The following is a 16,782-nucleotide window of genomic DNA, read 5'->3' on the forward strand; positions in this document are numbered from 1 at the left end:
ACCCGTTTGTGCGTGATAACGCGTGCGGGCGCGTCCACGCTGTAATCGGCGAAATACCCGTAACTCAACGAGAATTCAACCACGGCCGCTCGGCGTTCGGTCACGGACATGGCCGCTACGTTGCGTTTATACTCATCCCGAGGTGGTTTGCGAATATGCAGAAGGGTCGGACCCCCACCCTCCACCTCGCAACAGGTACAGCCGCGAAAAAAAAGGCGGCTCCGAAGTGGTCGGGGCCGCCTTTTTTTACTTGTTACGTTTGCGTTTTAGCTGCCCGCAACCGCTAGTCCTTTGCCGGCGGGTGGCTGCTTGGGCTCCGCTACCTTTATAAACTCGACGTTCCGGGCCCGGGGCACCGAAACCTTCAGGCTCATCCCGTTTTTTCGCTGCTTGGCGAAGGTCAGCGTGGCGAACCCGCTGGCATTGGCAAAACCGTCCTGGTAGGTTGGCATGAGCTCCGTTTCCTGGTGGGGCTTGAGGCTCAGGAACAGCTTGCCGTCTTTCTGAAAAATGTGGAGAAACGAATTCGTTTCTTCCGAGAAATAACGACCCACGTAGGCGCCGAACTGCGCGGACGCCTGCGCCGGCGCCGCTTTGCTGAAGCTGATGGTGTCCTGCGCTGCGGTGATGATGCGCAGCCCCTTGGCGCCCTGCATTTCCAGAAAACCGCGCCCCAGGCCAAAGCGGGTGGCGGTTTCGGGTAAAAGCTTGTATTTGCCGTTGGACAGCAGCTCACCGTCTTTCAGCACCAGTTGCAGCCCGGCGCCATCGCGGCTGTTCCGGTACCAGCCGGCGTAAGCCGTCAGGCTCGCCTCAGACAGCTTGAAAGGTGTCGTGGTTTTTGCGGCTGCAGGCGGTGGAGTTGGCACAAAGATGTTGCGCACCGCGGCGGCAACCCCGCTGATGCTGTACTGCGAAGTATTGCTGAGCAGGGCAATGGCAAGGCCCGATTGGGGAAAGATCTCCAAAGAAGCCTGGTAGCCCGCTGTAATGCCATCGTGGGAGATATTGTCCTGCCCCGAAACTTTTTCAACAAACAATCCGGCGGCGTACGAATTGGGCGCGCCGTTGGTGAGCGGCTCGGTCTGGGTTTGCCGGGCCAGCAGGGGAGCGGTGCCGAGCTTGCCGCTCAGGTAAAATTGCTGCCATTTGAGCAGGTCTTCGGTGGTGGTGAGCAGGCCGCCATTGCCGTACGCGGACTCGTTGGGCATAGTAGTTTCGTAGCCCTCCTTCCCTTTCGAGTAAGCAATGGCCCGGTTGGGCACGAGGCGGTGCGGGTTGTCGCGCCACTGCGTATGGCTCATGCCGGCCGGCCCGAAAATATGCTGGCGCGTGAAATCGGCCAGGCTCTGCCCGCTCACCCGCTCCACGATGATGGCGAACAGGTTGTAGTTGGAGTTGCTGTAGATGAATTCGTCGCCGGGTTGGTTATTGAGCGTTTTCTGGTGCGTGATAAACTCCAGCGCCTCGTTGTTGCCATAAAACATGCTGCCCCGGCCCCAGCCCGCGAGGGAGGCCACCGCGCCCCAGTCTTTGAGGCCGCTGGTGTGGTGCAGCAGGTGGCGCAGCCGCATGGGCTGGCCGCCATAGGCGGGCAGCTCCGGAATGTACTTGCGCACATCGTCTTCCAGCGACAAGCGGCCCTGCTGTTCCAGCAGCAAAATCGCCGCCGCCGTAAACTGCTTCGACACCGAGCCGGCCTCGATAACGGAGCTGGTGGTGAGGGGAATGCCGTGCTCCAGGTTGGCCCGGCCCCAGGCTCTGGAAACCAGCACCTTGCCGTGGCGGGCCACCGTGAGCTGGCAGCCCGGCGTCTGGGCGGTGTAGTTGGCAAATACGGCCTCTATACGGGCCAGCGTGTCCGGGAAGGGTTGCGCGGCAGCACCCTGAAAAACAAGCGAGGCAAACAGCAGAAGTAACGCTTTTTTCATGGAATGCGGACAAAAAAGGAGTCAACGGCGGGGCAAAGCGACATCATCATTTGGATTGGAGGGCGCTTTCCTAAAAGCCAAGGTAACTAGTTGTTCATGAACCGAGTCCTATTTGGACAGCCGGTAACCATTTTGGTCTTATTTATTCGGGAAGTACTATGTAGTAAAATAGCTCTTGAATTTTTCAATAATTGGTTTGTTTTGCTATTTGGACCGTTACGTTAAACTAGAACTATCATTTTAGTGATAGCCGAACCGTGGACCTGGGGCCGCGCACCTACGTAAGCACGCAGATGCCAACCCGCCGCACGGTCGTTTCCACCCTGGCACGGGCCGCTGCGGTCGCGGCCCTGCCCCATTCCCCCGCCGCCATGGCCGCCTTTGCGCCCGCTCGCCCCCAACTGTTGATTTTCGACGTCAACGAAACCCTGCTCGACCTCAGTGAGCTGCAGCAGGCCGTCAACCAGGAGTTCCGGTCCGCGTTCGCCTTCCAGCAGTGGTTTGCCCTCTTGCTGCAGTATTCCCTGGTGGACACGGTGACGGGCCACTACCACGACTTTCCCGCCATTGGCGCCGCCGGCTTCGACATGCTGGCCCAGGCCCTGGGCCAGTCCGCCCGGCCCGCCGCCCGCAAACAGGAACTACTGCGCCTCCTGGCCGAACTGCCGCCCCATCCCGACGTCATCCCGGGCCTCACGGCCCTGCAACACGCCGGCTTCCGGATGGTGACGCTCACCAACTCGCCCGGCCCCACTCTACAGCAGCAGATGGCCTACGCCCAGCTGACGCCCTTTTTTGAGCAGTTAATGAGCATCGACCCGCAAAAGCACTACAAGCCCCACCCGGACACCTACACCGCCGCTTGCCGGCAGCTGCGGGTGGCCCCCGCGGACACCATGCTGCTGGCGGCCCACGGCTGGGACGTGGCCGGCGCCCGGCACGCGGGGCTCCAGGCCGCCTTCATCGCCCGGCCCGGGCAGGCGCAGTACCCGCTGGCCCCGGTGCCCAGCCTGGTGGGGCCCACGTTGGAAGCCGTGGCCAAACAACTGCTCGGGTAACGCGCTTTTCCAGGCACCGGGCACGGGGCAGGACCCAACACCCGCCCCCCGGCGCGCGGCGCCCGCTTGTTAATTTCCTTTCATCCCATGAAAAACCCCTTCTTCCCGCTGGTTATCAGTCTTTTTGTCCTGGCGGTTGCGCCGGCCTGGGGCCAGACCGCGCCGGCCCGCGCCGCGCAGCCCCTGGCGGTGGGCACGGCGGCCCCGTCGTTCAAAGCAAAGGATGCAACCGGCCGCCCCGTGGAGCTGCCGCAGCTGCTGAAAAAGGGCACGGTGGTCCTCTATTTCTACCGCGGCCAGTGGTGCCCGTACTGCAGCAAGCAGCTCAGCCAGCTGCAGGACTCGTTGCAGCTGCTCACGGCCAAAGGGGCGCAGGTGGTGGTGATCACGCCCGAAACCCCGGAGAACATCGGCAAAACGGTGGCCAAGACCCAGGCGGCGTTTCCCATTGTGCACGACCGGGGCTTCGCCATCATGACGGCCTACCACACGGCCTTTACCGTGGACGCGGCCACGGCGCAGAAATATCGCGGCTTCGGCGTGGACCTACGGCAGGCCAACGGCGCGCCGGAGGACGTGCTGCCGGTGCCGGCCACGTACGTCATCGGCCGCAACGGGCGCATCCGGTACGTGTACTTCAACCCGGACTATAAGCAGCGGGCCTCCGTGCGCCGCATCGCCGCGGCGCTCTAGGACGCGCCCGTCTTGCTGGGGTGACCGCTTCGTGAACCGGCCTACCCGCTCAGCTCAAGCATCCACAGGAGGAAGGTTGAACTCCCAATGCGCCGCTGGTTTCCCGGCTCCTGATCAAGCGGAAAGAGCGCAGCGCACAACAAGTCGTTCGGCCCGTTCCGAAATACACCAGTAATTCGCTCCTTGTGCGATTCGGACCCTTTCGCTAAACTGAGCAGGGTGTCTGGATAGTGAGGGGTTCTGTGTTTTTAGCTGGCCTATTTTCCAAGTCGTGAATAGGATTGCGCGGGCACCTATTACAATAGAGAGTAGTCGCTAAGATGCCGTATTAACCCACATTGCTTCTGTTTATGGTAAACAAATTTCGAATTTGGTAAACTTTAGCATTACCTTTGGTGTATACACTGCATGCAGTGTGTACATTGGTATACAAAGCACCGCTCTTCTCCCTGAGTTCAGGGGCCACCTCTTGTCCTGGATGCGAGTATTTAGTAAGAAAACCATTACCGACTACGGAAATGCCAATGCCCAAGCACGCGAAGAACTGAACATCTGGTTTGCGCAGGTGGAATTCGCGCAGTGGTCCAACTTGAACGACTTGAAGCGCGACATGCCCGCGACCGACTACATCGCGGACAACCGCTATGTATTCAACATCAAAGGCAACCACTACCGCTTGATCGCCATGATCTTCTTCCCGACCAAACAGGTTTACATCCGGGGCATCTATACGCACGCCCAATATTCCAAACTATCGAAAAAGCAGATTGCCGTGTTATAGTGCTTGCTGCCCCTGCCTTTCCTCTGTTACCGCTAGAACCGCTGGCCGCGTCATCGCCGCTCTCCTCATGTCCCCAACCGCACGCCGCACGGCACCATCTGCCACCCCTCGGGTTACCAATGCCCAAGAGCACGAAGCGGCAATCAACCAACTGATTGCGTGGAATCAAGCCCCTGATGCGGCCGACAATCCGGCATTGGCCGCGTTGGCGGACGCCGTGACCGCGTATGAAGAAGCCGCAGGCCACCGGCCCGACGCGCCCCAAACGCTCCGGGGCATCTTGGAGGTCGAAATGTTCAAGCGCCGGATTCGGCAACGCCAACTGGCGGAAATCCTGGACGTGACCGAACCCCGGCTGTCGGAGTTAATGAAAGGCAAGCGCGAGATGAACCTAGACTTTGCCCGCCGCCTCCATACCATCTTGCATATTCCAGCTGAAGTAGTGCTGCAGCTCTCTGCCTGAATTCCAAGACAGCTTGAATCGCTTGAGAAACCCTATTGGCGTTGCTAATAGGGTTTCTTTTATCCAGTTATTTAGTCCCCTAAAACCTCCCTGTCCGCTATTTGGACCGTTTGGCCGAACTCGCTGAGCTTCGTAATACTAAGGATGGCCCAGTTATCGCAGCGGGGGTAAAATCCTGTTACACGCGTTTAGGGGCTATTGCACGACCAACTAACCGCCCCGCGCTGAAGCGGAGCGTTCCCTGGTGGCCGCTACTTTTTAGTCTGAAGCTGCGCGAGCTTCTTCCGGATAGACGGGGTTTCCCGTAGCTGCAAGGCTTTGGTGTAAGAGGCAATTGCCAAGTCCGGCTGCTTTTGGGTTTCGTAGTAGTCGCCCATGCCGGCGTGCGCGCTGGGGCTGGTGGGATAATTCTGCAGGTTCAGCTGAAAAAGAGCCAGCGCCTGCGGGGCTTGCCCTGGCTGCGCCAGACGCCCATAAGCCAATCTATTGACGAAGAATTCGGGCGGCAGCACCGAGTAGCCTACCTGTGCCGATAACCGCTTATAATGGGCCACCAGCCGCGTGGCCGGGCCATCCTCGATTGACTTATTTGTGTAGAGTGCCATGAACGCAGCCGGCGATAGCGTGTAGGGCTGAAAAATGTATCTCAGCGCATCGTAGGTCGCGTGTACTGTTACCGAATTGTGCGTGTCGTTGGGGTAATGACGGAAGGCCGACCGTAGACCGTTGCTCGGGTTGCGGGCCAACTCTTCGCGCAGCTTCCACCTTGAGTCGTTAGCCGCCAGCACTGAATCCAGGCCGGTAGCATTATTGGCGGAGGCAACAAATAACGTGCGCCCTTTAAAACGAGGCTGGGCGAACGCCTCGTGGGCCTGCTTGAGGAGCTTTTCGCCATCCCATTCCATGCTGGGGTCAATGGCCACGTAATTCTCAAACAAGGCGGCGTGGTGCACCAGCGTATTCATCACCAGCAGCCCCCCAAACGAGTGGCCAACGAGGGTGCGGTGGGCTGCGGCCGGGTAGTGGGCCTCGATGTAGGGAATTAACTCTTTTTCTAAAAACACGGTAAAGTTTTCGCCGCCGCCCGCTGTTTTCAGCTCTTCGGGGGACATGCCCTCTTCACTCGTTGGGCGCGAGGGGGTAAGGTCGCGCGTGCGGAGCGTGTTGGGGATGCCCACCACAATCATCTCCGGAAATACTCTGCTCGTACCGACGTTCAGGCGTTGAATGATGTCCGAGGTGTAAGCAAAATGGCGGTCGCCGTCGAGCAAGTATACCACTGGGTAGCGTTGCTTAGCAAACGTCGGGTCGCTGGCGCTGGGAGGCACAGACACCCACACCCTGCGCGTTTCCTTCAGCACGGCGGAGGTCACGCTGTCGACTTGGCCAATGACGATGGCGTTGTTTTTAACCGTTTGGGCCTGAGCCAGTGCGGGGCCGACCAATAATAACAGGAGAAGAAGTTGCTTCATGCAGAATGAGTTGAGTTTAAGTACCCAAATGTACAAGCGTATATACGGAAAAGCATAATTTGCACGGTACTAGCAATTAACCCCTCATTTGCCTCAACCACCGTGGCTGTTGCAGAACTCCCGGCAACACCGGTAAGCAAGGCTCCTACCAGCCGAACTAAGTCGAAAAAGCAGGCAAAGGTGCTTTTTAAACGCGTTGAGGAGCGCGCTAACACCATTTCTGAATTGCCCACCGAGTTCTGCAACAGCCACCACCCTTTCGCTGAACAGGTAGGGTAGCTATTAACAAAACGAGCGGGCTCACTGGTCCGCTCGTTTTGTTTACGGCAAGGGTACCGCCTACCGTTTGTTTCCCTTTGGTTGTTCCCTGCTAACCAGCCCAGCTTCGGGCTGCGAGTGGGCAATGTTGCGCAGTACTTGGGGGAGCAGCTCGTAGGAATACACCCGCGCCTCGTAGCTGAAAATGGTGGAAACGGCCATGAGTTCGTCTGCCTGCGTCTGGTCCACGAACTCCTGCAGGTCGCGTTGGAGCGTTGCTTTGCTGCCGATAAACGAATACGCCAGCATCTGCCCCACGGCGTGTTGCTGGGCGGGTTCCCACAGCGCGTGCATGGACTCGACGGGCGGTTGCAACGGCGCGGGCCGCCCCTTGATAACGCCGAGCATGAACTGCTGCAGCGACGTCGAGAGCCACTGGGCCTCTGCGTCGGTGTCGGCGGCTACGACGTTGACGCAGGCGATGACGTACGGAGCCGCTAGTTGGGCCGAGGGGCGGAAGTTCTGGCGGTATATCTCCAGGGCCGGGAAGAGCTGCCCCGGCGCAAAGTGGCTGGCGAAGGCATAGGGCAGGCCCAGCGCGGCTGCCAGGTAGGCGCTGTCGGTGCTCGAGCCCAGCACGTAGAGGGGGATGTCCAGCCCTTCGCCGGGAATGGCGCGCACCGTGCTGGTGGCGTTGGCCGGGGAGAAGTAGGTTTGCAACTGCTGGATGTCGCGCGGGAAGTCCTGCGCGCCGCCGAAGCGGCTGCCCCGGATGGCCTGGGCTGTGACCTGGTCGGAGCCGGGCGCTCGGCCCAGGCCCAGGTCGATACGTCCTGGATACAGCGAGGCCAACGTGCCAAACTGCTCGGCCACCACCAGCGGGGCGTGGTTGGGCAACATCACGCCGCCCGAGCCTACCCGGAGCGTGGTCGTGCCGCCGGCAATGTGGCCGATGAGCACCACGGGCGCCGAGCTGGCCACGCTGGCCATGTTGTGGTGTTCGGACAACCAGAAACGCGTGTAGCCCAGCTGTTCGACCCGTCGGGCCAGGTCCAGGCTGTGGCGGAAGGTATCGGCCGGCGTACTGTCGGCGGCAATGGGGGCCAAATCCAGAACGGAAAAGGCGAGCGGAGAAAAATTGTCGGGTGACATGAAGTGCGGGAAGATGGGCCAAGCCCTTGGAACCAGCTGCCTGGCGGGCGATTACCGGAAGTCGCAACGAGACGTCCTTGCCGGTGCCGTAGCGTGACAGACGCCATCGGGCGACGTTCGACGGGTGGCAGGTATGCATAACCCCCGACCGGGCGAATTGATTAGGTAGCTGACAGCCCACGGCGGCGCGGGCGGCCCGCTTAGTCCCAAAAACTTGTGGGCCTAGCGTGAAATGGTAATGCGTTAAACATACCCTCCTTTGTCTTTCGGACCCTTTTCGTGAACAGCTTCGCTAGCCGGCTGGCGCTCCACAATCCCTGCACATGAGAAAATAATGTTACCCAAGCGGCGCCCTAACCTGGAAAGCAAAGAGGCGACCTTTCGTTCGCTTCTTTGCTTTTTTACTTCCGTGGATTAAGTCGTTATTGGTGAGCGTTAGAGCACCTTCACCGTCAGCTGCGAGGCATGGTCGAGGCTGTGATAGAGGCGGTGCGTGGCGGCTTGAAAATCCGATTCATTGGCCTCGAAGATGTTATCGACGTACTGCTGCGGGTTGCGGTCGACGAGGGGAAACCAGGTGCTTTGCACCTGCACCATGAGCCGGTGGCCGGGGCGGAAGGTGTGCATCAAATCCTGCAACGTGAAGGGTACAGGGGTGACCTGGCCCGCCACGAAGGGCTTGGGCTGGCTGAAGCTTTCGCGGAAACGGCCGCGCATGACTTCGGAGCGCACCATTTGCTGGTAGCCGCCCAGGTGCACGCCGGGTGCGGTCCGGGGGTCGTCGGGCGTGTTGTCGGGATACACGTCGATGACTTTCACCACCCAGTCGGCGTCGGTGCCGGTGGTGGCCACCTGAAGCAACGCCTGAATGGGGCCGGCCAGCGTGAGGGGCTGGGTGAGCACGTCAGTCTGGTAGGTGAGCACGTCGGGGCGGCGGCTGGCGAAGCGCTGGTCGTCGGTCATGTACGGGCGGGTCATGGCCGGGGCGGTGGCTTCGGTGTAGGGCACGGGGTGGGCGAGGTCACTCAGGAACTGGTCGAAGCCGGTGCCCGCGGGGGCCGCACCCGGTTTCTCAAATCCGATTTTGCCGCCGGGCTGGAAGTAGAGCGTGCGCTCCTGCGCGGCTTTGGGCGGCCAGGCGTCGAAGGTGCGCCATTGATTAGTGCCGCCTTCAAACACGATGGCCTCGGGCAGCTGGGCGGCGGCCGTGGGCTTCGCGTCTTTCAGATACGCCTTGAAGAAGGGCGCTTCCACGTATTGCTGGTACCACCGCGTGGGCGAGGGGCCGTAGGCGACGTTGCCCACCATCTCCCCGGTTCGGCTACTGCCCCAGCCCCCGTGCACCCAGGGGCCCATCACGAGGCGATTGGGCAGGCCGGGGTTTTGCTGCTCGATGGCTTGGTACGTGTGCAGGGTACCGAAAAGGTCTTCGGCATCGTTGAAGCCGCCCACGGTAAGCACGGCCGCTTTCAGGTCGTGCAGGTACGGACGCGGGTTGCGGGCTTGCCAGAAGGCGTCGTAGTTGGGGTGGGCCACCAAGTCGTTCCAGTGCTTGACCTGGCCGTGGAAGAGCTGGGCGTTGACATTTTTCAGCGGGCCCAGCCGCTGGTAGAACGCATAGCCGTCGTTGCCGGGCACTTTCAATTCCTCGTTCCACTTGGCCGTGAGCTGCGGCCGGGGCTGGCCAAAGTGGGTCCAAAAGTCTACGCCTGCCGCGAGGAAATACGCGCCGTTGTGGTGGTCGTCGTCCCAGAACCAGTCGGTGACGGGCGCTTGCGGGCTGGCTGCTTTCAGGGCCGGGTGGCGGCTGAGCAACCCCACCGTGGTGTAGAAACCGGGGTAGGAAATGCCCCACTGCCCCACGCGGCCGTTATTTTTGGGACCTTTCTTCAGCAGGTACTCAATGGTGTCGAACGTATCGGTGCTCTCGTCGATGTCCTGCTTGCCGCGGTGCTGGTCTTTTTCGGGCCGCACGTCTTCAAACACGCCTTCCGACATAAAGGTGCCGCGTACGTCTTGGAACGCAAAAATGTAGCCCTCGTGCAGCATGAAGGTGTTCTGGCTAACGCTGTGCACGAGGCTGCTGACGCCACGCCACGCGTAGGGTCCTAGCCCATAGGGACCCGCCGAATACGGCGTGCGGTTGAGCAGGATGGGGTAGCGCACCCGGTCGGCATCCTTGGGCACGTACACCACGGTGTGCAGTTTCACCCCGTCGCGCATCGGGATGCGATACTCCCGCTTGCTGTAGTGCGCGCGGGCGTAGAGCGTGTCGGCCAAAAACCGGGCCTGCGCCGCGGCTTCGCTTACGTACACCGTATCGGGCGGCAGCGCGGGCGTTTGGGCGCGGGCCGGGGCGCCGGCCAGCGTCAATAAGGCCAAAACGGCGGAACAATAAATGGTTTTCCTCATAGAAAGAGCGTGTTAGCCCCCACGCAGAGGCCGGAGCGAAGGTAGCGGCAGCGCGTCCAATCAGCTATTGTATTCCTCCTTTACCGAAACAGAGGGCGTTTAGGCCACGACCGTGGCTGTTGCAGAACTCCATGCGATTCTGTTTAGCGCGGCCTCGAAGTGCTGAATCACGCCAGAAAGTACATTCCACGGGCCTTTTTCGCACCCGTCGTCGTTCACCTACGCTGTTTATGAGCTGCCCGGAAGGTTCTGCAACAGCCACAACCGTTTTTGTGAACACTGAAGGGTCGCGTCTTATCTTTATTGAGCGGTCATTGCTAGCAGGCACGAATAGCTTTTAGCGCGCGGTTGGGGCAGCGGGGGCCGAAGGGTCGAGCAGGAAGCATTGACCTGGGAGTGACCTACCGCTGCCCCGCTGCCCACTCGTCCATCGTGCGCTCGAGTACGGCCAGGGGCATGGCGCCGCCGGCCAGCAGCTGGTCATGAAAGGCGCGTAAATCGAACTTATTGCCCAACTGCTTCTCATACTTGGCGCGCAGCTCGCGTAATTTGAGCTGGCCGATTTTGTAGCTCAGCGCCTGGCCGGGCATGGCCATGTAGCGCTCTATCTCGGCCGTGGCCATCTGCTCACTAATAAGCTCATTGGCCATCATGTACTGGATGGCCTGCTCGCGGGTCATGCCCTTGGCGTGCAGGCCCACATCGACCACCAGCCGGATGGCGCGGTGCAGCTCGCCGCCCAGCGCGCCGGCATACTGGTAGGGGTCGGTGTAGAGGCCCAATTCCTTACCCAGGCTTTCAGTATAGAGGCCCCAGCCTTCGGAATAGGCGCTGTACTGGCCCGGCGTCCGGCGAAACGTGGGCAAGCTGGTGTTTTCCAACTGCAACGAAAACTGGTAGTGGTGGCCCGGAATGGCCTCGTGCAAAAACAGCGCCTCCATCCTCGACGCCACGGTGCTGTACTGCGTGGCATCGAGGATGGGCACGTAGAAGATGCCGGGCCGAGAGCCATCGGGCGCACCGGGCCAATACTGCGCCGCGGCCGAAGCGGCGCGAAACGCCTCAATCTGCCGCACTTCAAACGGCGTGTTGGGGGTGCGGCCAAATAGCTTGGTCAGGTTGGGCGCCATGCGCTGGTGAATGGCTTCGTAAGCGGCCAGCACGTCCCCGGGGGTTTTGAAGGGCCGAAACTTCGGCTCATCCTTCATATAAGTGAAAAAGGCCGGCAGGTCGCCCTGAAAACCAACCTGCTTTTTGACCGCATTTATTTCGGCTTGAATGCGCTTGACCTCGCGCAGGCCGGTCTGGTAGATTTCCGCCGGCGTTTTGCTGGTCGTGGTGTAATCCCGCACAAAATACGGGTAGGCTTGCGTGCCGCCCGGCAGGGCGCCCAGGCCGGCGGTAGTGCGGGCCTGGGGCAGGTACTCGGTTTTGAGAAAGGCGGCGAGCTTCTGGTAGGTAGCCGCCAGGTCGGTGGCAATGGCTTGCTGGTAGGCCGTGGTCAGGCGGGCTTTATCGGCTTCCGCGAAGCTGGCCGGCAGCTTGGCAATGGGGCCGTAGAACAGGCTTTTGGCGGGGTCGGCCACGGCCAGGGCCTCCAGCTGCGGAATGATTTTCAATACCAGCACCTTGGGCAGCACCGCCCCCGCCTTCATGCCCGCTCGAAAATTGGCGATGGCCGAATCGGCCCACACCGGAAAGCCGTGCGCCCGGCCCAGCCAGTTGTCGTAGTCGTGCACCGTTTTGAAGGGCTGCGCGCCCGTGCCTGCCCCCAGTAGGGGCAGCGTATTGGGCAAGCTAAAGAACTGCGCGAAGGGCATCATCCAGCTGTTTTGCTTGAGCCCATCGAGCTTGTCCATCAGTAGATACTCGAAGATGTCGTAGCTCACCCGGTCGTCGGCCGAGAGCGTGGTGCGGTCCAGCTGGTGTACCGCTGCCAGGTACTGCCCGTACGATTGCCGCTGCTGCTGGCGAAAGGCGCGGGTCTGGTCGTTGGGCAGCTGGTCGTTGTAGCGGTTATCGCCCACGTATATCCCGATGAGTGGAAACCACTGGGCCTGCTGCTCCGAATAGGCGTGAAACAAGGCGGCCAACGGGGCCGAAGCGGCGGGCGGCGTGCTGGGGGAAGCGGCCACGGTGGGCGCCGCCGCCTGCTGGTGCGCGTTACCGGGCTTCCGTAGGGACGTGGGTTGGGCCCGGGCGGGGACCGCCAAGAGCCCGAGTACAAGGACGGACAGGACCGCGCACGTGGCGACGTAGCGTTGTTTCATGAAAAGAAAAAATTGAAGTAAACCGGAATGAGCGGAAAGATAGGCCATATGCCATATAATTCGAACGCTCCATTTCGTGAACCGCTAAACTACACGGCTGGCCCGTTGGGCAAAGGCCTTGAACGGGGCTTTGCTGCCGTTGTCGAGTTTAAGAAACCCGTCTACTAATCAAAGTTTACGAAATGCGCCGAGGGGACGAGTTTCCTAAACTCCCTACGAGGGTGTTTTTTGGCCACATGACGGGCATGTTGCGCAACCCAACAGCTGGAAGGCAAGCACCCGCCGGTTAGCAAGGCGAGTAAATCGCTATACTTGTGGCGTTTATTCTTGCCCCTCTACCCGTGCGCGTTGCTAACCTGTTCTTCTTGCCCCCACGTGCCACCGGGTGGTTCATGGCCGTGGCCATCCCCAGCATGGTCTTGGCGGCCTGCCACCGGAAAGGGGAAGAGCCCGCCCCGGTTCCGTGTGGCGCATCCCCCGCCCCGTCTGGCTTCACGATTGAGAACAACATCAACAACACCCTTTTTGCGTGCGACACCATTTTTCCCAGTGTCGTGCGCCTGTCCGCTGCCCCAGCGTATTCAAGCGTCGTCTGGCAGATTGGCACCGACCCGCGGGTGTACACGCAAAAGGCGTTTAATGTGACGTTTCCCCCCACGAGCGTGGGCACCGTGGCCATCCGATGCATCGGCACCCGACCAGTCAACCGCCGTTGTTTTCCGCATGACGACGGCGTGGACACGGTGACCCAGGTGCTGACGGTCATGCCGCTGAATCCCTACGCCCCGCATGCCGCCATCGAAGGCAAATTTCTCGGGGCCACCACCGACGCGCCTCGGGATACGTTCACCGTGCGCATTTTTGTGGGGCGGGACGTGCTCTACCCCTCCCAGCCCGCCCTCTTTTTGGTCAATCTCAACAAGGGGTGTCCTGGCACGAGCATGGACATCAGCGCGGGCTATCAAGGGCTGGTGTTTAACCAAGGCGTTGGCAATGCCGTCTGCCACGGGGTTTATGGCGTTGGGCACATCGACCTGCAGGACCGCACTAAAATTCGCTTTGATTACAGCGAACAAGCCACGCCAGGTAGCGCGGCCCAAATTTCCAAAGCCTTTATTGGAACCCGAGTACGGTAACCATAGCGTTCAGCGAAACGGTCGGAGTAGTAAAGGGAGAAGATTGCTGGTGGGGCACTCCCTGCGTAGGCAAGGGCACGTCCTCGTAGACGGTGTAGCCTGGACAGGTCCATGGAAGGAGAAGAGGTGCGTAGGAGGACGGCCGGTCCGCACCACCGGCTGTAAATATAATTCATTGTATATTATATGGGGTTATTTTATTCTATATTTGAGGGCATTTCCCGAGGGTCGTTCCCGCGGGCGTAGGGGCACTGCCTTCCCTGGCGGCTTCCGCTTGGCTTCTTTAGAGCACCAGTTGATTTACATGAATACGCCATCGCCTCAGGTTGCCAGTGGTTTTGCCCCCGTGACTACTTCCGACCGGTTTGTGCTGCTCGACGCGCTGCGGGCCCTGGCCCTGATGGGCGTGTGCTTCGCCAACCTGGAATGGTTTACCGGCTACCGCTTAGTGCCGGAGGCCTTAGCCGCGCACTGGCCGCTGGTCGATAAAGTGACGGTGCAGCTCTCGAAGTTGTTCGTCGACGGGAAGGCTTTCGGATTGTTCTCGCTCTTGTTTGGGGTGGGCTTTGCCGTGCAGCTGCACCGGTCCGAAGCGCGGGGCACCGACGGGGCCCGCTTTTTTGCCCGCCGCCTGGGCATTCTGCTCCTGTTTGGGGCCGTGCACGCGCTGCTGCTGTGGTACGGCGACATCCTGCAGTGGTACGCGCTGGTGGGGTTTGCCCTGCTGCTTTTCCGCCATTATTCCGACCGGGCGCTGCTGCGCTGGGGCGTGGGACTATCCTTGACGGGCTTGGTGGTGAACCTGGGCTGGCAGCAGCTGGTGCCCGCGTTGCCGCCGGCCATCCACGATGCCCAGATGGCCCACTTCGTTCGCATCTTCGCGGGCCCCTCGTACGGCGCCACGCTGGTGGCCAACTGGGACATGTTTTGGGAAGACCAAGTGCTCGGCTGGGGGCCGCCGGTAGCCGGGTGCTGGATCCTCGCCCGGCTGCTGCTGGGTTACTGCTTCGGGCGCTGGGCCATGCGCACCGGGTTCTTCCAGCAGCCCGCCGCTTACGCACGGCCCCTGCGCCGGCTTTTTGGCTGGGCGCTGGCGGTGGGGCTGGCCGGCGGGCTCCTGCGGCGGGCCGTGGACCTCCCGTTGCTGGCCCACCACCCCAACCTGGCCGGGTACCTTGTGTTGATGAGCAAGGGGTTGCGCGACCCCGCGGCCCTGGCCCTGTCGGTCGCGTATGCCGCAGGGTTTGGCCTGTTGGCCCTGCGCGCCCGCTGGGCAACCGCCCTTGGGGTGCTGGCCCCGATGGGGCAAATGGCCCTCACCAACTACCTGGTGCAAACCCTGGTGGGCCTGTGGCTGTGCTACGGCTACGGCTGGGGGCTGGGGCTGATTGGCCACATCGGGCCCTTCGCCAGCGTGGGCGTGTGTGCCGCCGAGGTGCTGGCCCAGCTGGCGTTTAGCCACTGGTGGATGCGGCGCTTCCGCTTTGGCCCGGCCGAGTGGTTGTGGCGCTCGCTTAGCTACGGGCACTGGCAACCCCTGCGTCGGCCCGTACCAGCGCTGGTCGCGGTTGACTAATGGGCCCTCGGGGGCAGCCCTGCATCCGCCCAACCCGCACCGGCCCAGTTGTTACCGGACCGCCCGCTCCAGAACCGGCAGGGATTATTCACCGCCTTCGGGTTCCCGGCCCGCCCGATGGTCCCTGCTCCGACGGCCGGCTAGGTTCTGTTTTTTGAGCAGCATGGTATTCTTAATTAATGAGCACCCACTGTTCAGAAAACCGGTCCGCAGGTAATTGCGCGCCGTTCAGCCAAAGGAGGGCCACGTCCAATAGAGCACCATGCCTTGCAGCAGCGTCAGCAGCAGGGTCACGCTCCAGAAAGCAGCTTTGCGGTTTTTATGGTGCAGCAGCCACATCGCCGCCCACGCCCCGGGCGCGGCGCCCGGCAGCGTGGCCAGGTGCAGTGTGGTTTCGGCAATGCGCCGCTGGCCCCGTTGTGCTTTGCGTTTGTCCCAAGCGAAGAGCAGGAAACACAGCAGATTGAACATCAACAGGCCACTCAAGAGGATTTGCATGGTGCCCGCAAGTTATACAGCTGCGTTCAAGGAAAGGATTCGAACAGCAAAAGGAGCGTCAAACGCTACCGGAAGCACCTGCTGAGTGTGCTCACGTGCTGAGTGTGCTCACGCAACAGCACGATTGACCGGGTAGGCTGGGCATGGTTTTATGCTTGCGCTATTAGCTAGCAGACCTCTTCGCCAGTACCTTTCACCCAGAAAAAAGACTGTTTTCACCTCTATTATCTGCAAAGCCTGTGCACAAGTCTTTACTTTCGCTTCCTCTTGCTAGCATTGGACTCTTGACGGCGGTATCCGCCCAGCAGTTGCCCGCCCTCACAGCGCAGGACTACGCCCGGGCCGAGCGCTTCATGGGGTACAACGCGCTGCCGCTGGTTGACCGCAGCACGAGCCCACCCACCTGGCTGGCAGGCGACCGGTTCTGGTATCGGGTGCTCACGCCGCAGGGCAGTGAGTTTGTTCTGGTGGACCCGGTTCGCAAGACCAAAACGGCCGCCTTCGACCCGGCCAAGCTGGCGGCGGCCCTGGGCACGGCGAGCGGGAAACGCTACGAGGCGGCCCGCCTGCCGTTCCGCACCTTTACCTTCTCGTCCGATGGGAAACAGGTCCGCTTCGCGGCCGAGGACAAGAACTGGCTATACGAAGCGGCCAGCGGCCACCCCATGAAGGTCGTCCAAGGGTACTCTGAAATGAGCAGTCGGAAGCCCGGGGCGAATACTGGATTGTAGCCGGCGGACGCTTACTTCCTATGCTGATAGCGAATATGGCTACGACCAGCCTCTAACATTTTGCTGCGTTCGAAGTAAATCCTACGCCCTAATCGCACGAAGGGAACGATTCCGTTCTTCTGCCATTCCGTGAGGGTAGTTAAGGAAATACCGAACTCACGGCATGCCTCCGCTTTAGTGAGGAGTGAGTCGGGGCTGTCGACTTTCGGTGCCCCTGGAGGAATCATCTCGGCGAAAGTCTTGCGGAGGAGTACTTCGAAGGTTTCCGGGCTGTCGGCCAGGATAACAAGGTGTGCCATTGTAGGACCAGGTAGGTGAATCAATGGGGCAAACCTAGCGCTCTATAAACTG

The 16,782-nt window shown here is 60.9% G+C and carries 14 protein-coding genes; 7 read left to right on the forward strand and 7 right to left on the reverse strand.

Annotation, left to right across the window (positions count from 1 at the left end; all coding sequences use genetic code 11):
* Positions 1–266 precede the first annotated feature (266 nt).
* Positions 267–1,931: a serine hydrolase domain-containing protein gene (locus tag AUC43_RS09110; protein WP_068192150.1), complete on the reverse strand. Its 1,665-nt coding sequence runs from the start codon at positions 1,929–1,931 to the stop codon at positions 267–269.
* 293 nt (positions 1,932–2,224) lie between these two features.
* On the opposite strand from AUC43_RS09110, the gene AUC43_RS09115 reads away from it, so the two are divergent.
* From AUC43_RS09115 to AUC43_RS09130, 4 genes are all read left to right on the forward strand, one after another.
* A complete protein-coding gene (locus AUC43_RS09115; protein ID WP_233254137.1) occupies positions 2,225–2,989 on the forward strand; it encodes a haloacid dehalogenase type II in 765 nt (254 codons plus the stop codon).
* 87 nt (positions 2,990–3,076) lie between these two features.
* Positions 3,077–3,682 carry a peroxiredoxin-like family protein gene (locus tag AUC43_RS09120; protein ID WP_068192152.1) on the forward strand — a complete coding sequence of 202 codons (606 nt, stop codon included), beginning with the start codon at positions 3,077–3,079 and terminating at the stop codon, positions 3,680–3,682.
* Positions 3,683–4,160: 478 nt separating this feature from the next.
* Entirely contained in the window at positions 4,161–4,463 is a 303-nt protein-coding gene (locus tag AUC43_RS09125; RefSeq protein WP_068192154.1) for a type II toxin-antitoxin system HigB family toxin, read from the forward strand.
* Between the two features lie 67 nt (positions 4,464–4,530).
* The gene (locus AUC43_RS09130; RefSeq protein WP_071885853.1) at positions 4,531–4,926 is read left to right on the forward strand and encodes a helix-turn-helix domain-containing protein; all 396 of its coding nucleotides are present in this window, start codon (positions 4,531–4,533) and stop codon (positions 4,924–4,926) included.
* A 251-nt stretch (positions 4,927–5,177) separates the two neighbouring features.
* On the opposite strand, the gene AUC43_RS09135 is transcribed toward AUC43_RS09130, so the two are convergent.
* From AUC43_RS09135 to AUC43_RS09150, 4 genes are all read right to left on the reverse strand, one after another.
* Positions 5,178–6,398 (reverse strand): alpha/beta hydrolase, encoded by a 1,221-nt coding sequence (locus AUC43_RS09135; RefSeq protein WP_071885854.1) that lies wholly within the window; start codon positions 6,396–6,398, stop codon positions 5,178–5,180.
* Positions 6,399–6,737: 339 nt separating this feature from the next.
* Positions 6,738–7,808, reverse strand: a complete 1,071-nt coding sequence (locus tag AUC43_RS09140; protein ID WP_068192161.1) for an LLM class flavin-dependent oxidoreductase — start codon at positions 7,806–7,808, stop codon at positions 6,738–6,740.
* 435 nt (positions 7,809–8,243) lie between these two features.
* A complete protein-coding gene (locus tag AUC43_RS09145) occupies positions 8,244–10,190 on the reverse strand; it encodes a CocE/NonD family hydrolase (protein WP_233254138.1) in 1,947 nt (648 codons plus the stop codon).
* A 431-nt stretch (positions 10,191–10,621) separates the two neighbouring features.
* Positions 10,622–12,490, reverse strand: coding sequence for a DUF885 domain-containing protein (locus AUC43_RS09150; protein WP_068192169.1), 1,869 nt, complete (start codon positions 12,488–12,490; stop codon positions 10,622–10,624).
* 341 nt (positions 12,491–12,831) lie between these two features.
* On the opposite strand from AUC43_RS09150, the gene AUC43_RS20905 reads away from it, so the two are divergent.
* Together AUC43_RS20905 and AUC43_RS20910 are read left to right on the forward strand one after the other, a co-directional pair.
* On the forward strand, positions 12,832–13,626 hold the full coding sequence (locus tag AUC43_RS20905) for a hypothetical protein (RefSeq protein WP_157781008.1): 795 nt from the start codon (positions 12,832–12,834) through the stop codon (positions 13,624–13,626).
* A gap of 346 nt (positions 13,627–13,972) precedes the next feature.
* Positions 13,973–15,202, forward strand: a complete 1,230-nt coding sequence (locus tag AUC43_RS20910; RefSeq protein ID WP_157781009.1) for a DUF418 domain-containing protein — start codon at positions 13,973–13,975, stop codon at positions 15,200–15,202.
* 228 nt (positions 15,203–15,430) lie between these two features.
* Here the strand turns inward: AUC43_RS20910 and AUC43_RS09165 are convergent, their stop codons facing one another.
* Positions 15,431–15,700 (reverse strand): DUF1294 domain-containing protein, encoded by a 270-nt coding sequence (locus AUC43_RS09165; protein ID WP_068192175.1) that lies wholly within the window; start codon positions 15,698–15,700, stop codon positions 15,431–15,433.
* 284 nt (positions 15,701–15,984) lie between these two features.
* Between AUC43_RS09165 and AUC43_RS09170 the strand changes: the two genes are divergently transcribed.
* A complete protein-coding gene (locus tag AUC43_RS09170; RefSeq protein WP_068192177.1) occupies positions 15,985–16,431 on the forward strand; it encodes a hypothetical protein in 447 nt (148 codons plus the stop codon).
* Between the two features lie 11 nt (positions 16,432–16,442).
* Here AUC43_RS09170 and AUC43_RS09175 read toward each other — a convergent pair whose 3' ends face one another.
* Positions 16,443–16,730 (reverse strand): helix-turn-helix domain-containing protein, encoded by a 288-nt coding sequence (locus AUC43_RS09175; RefSeq protein WP_068192179.1) that lies wholly within the window; start codon positions 16,728–16,730, stop codon positions 16,443–16,445.
* Positions 16,731–16,782: the final 52 nt, after the last annotated feature.

Source organism: Hymenobacter sedentarius, from assembly GCF_001507645.1.
GTDB lineage: Bacteria > Bacteroidota > Bacteroidia > Cytophagales > Hymenobacteraceae > Hymenobacter > Hymenobacter sedentarius.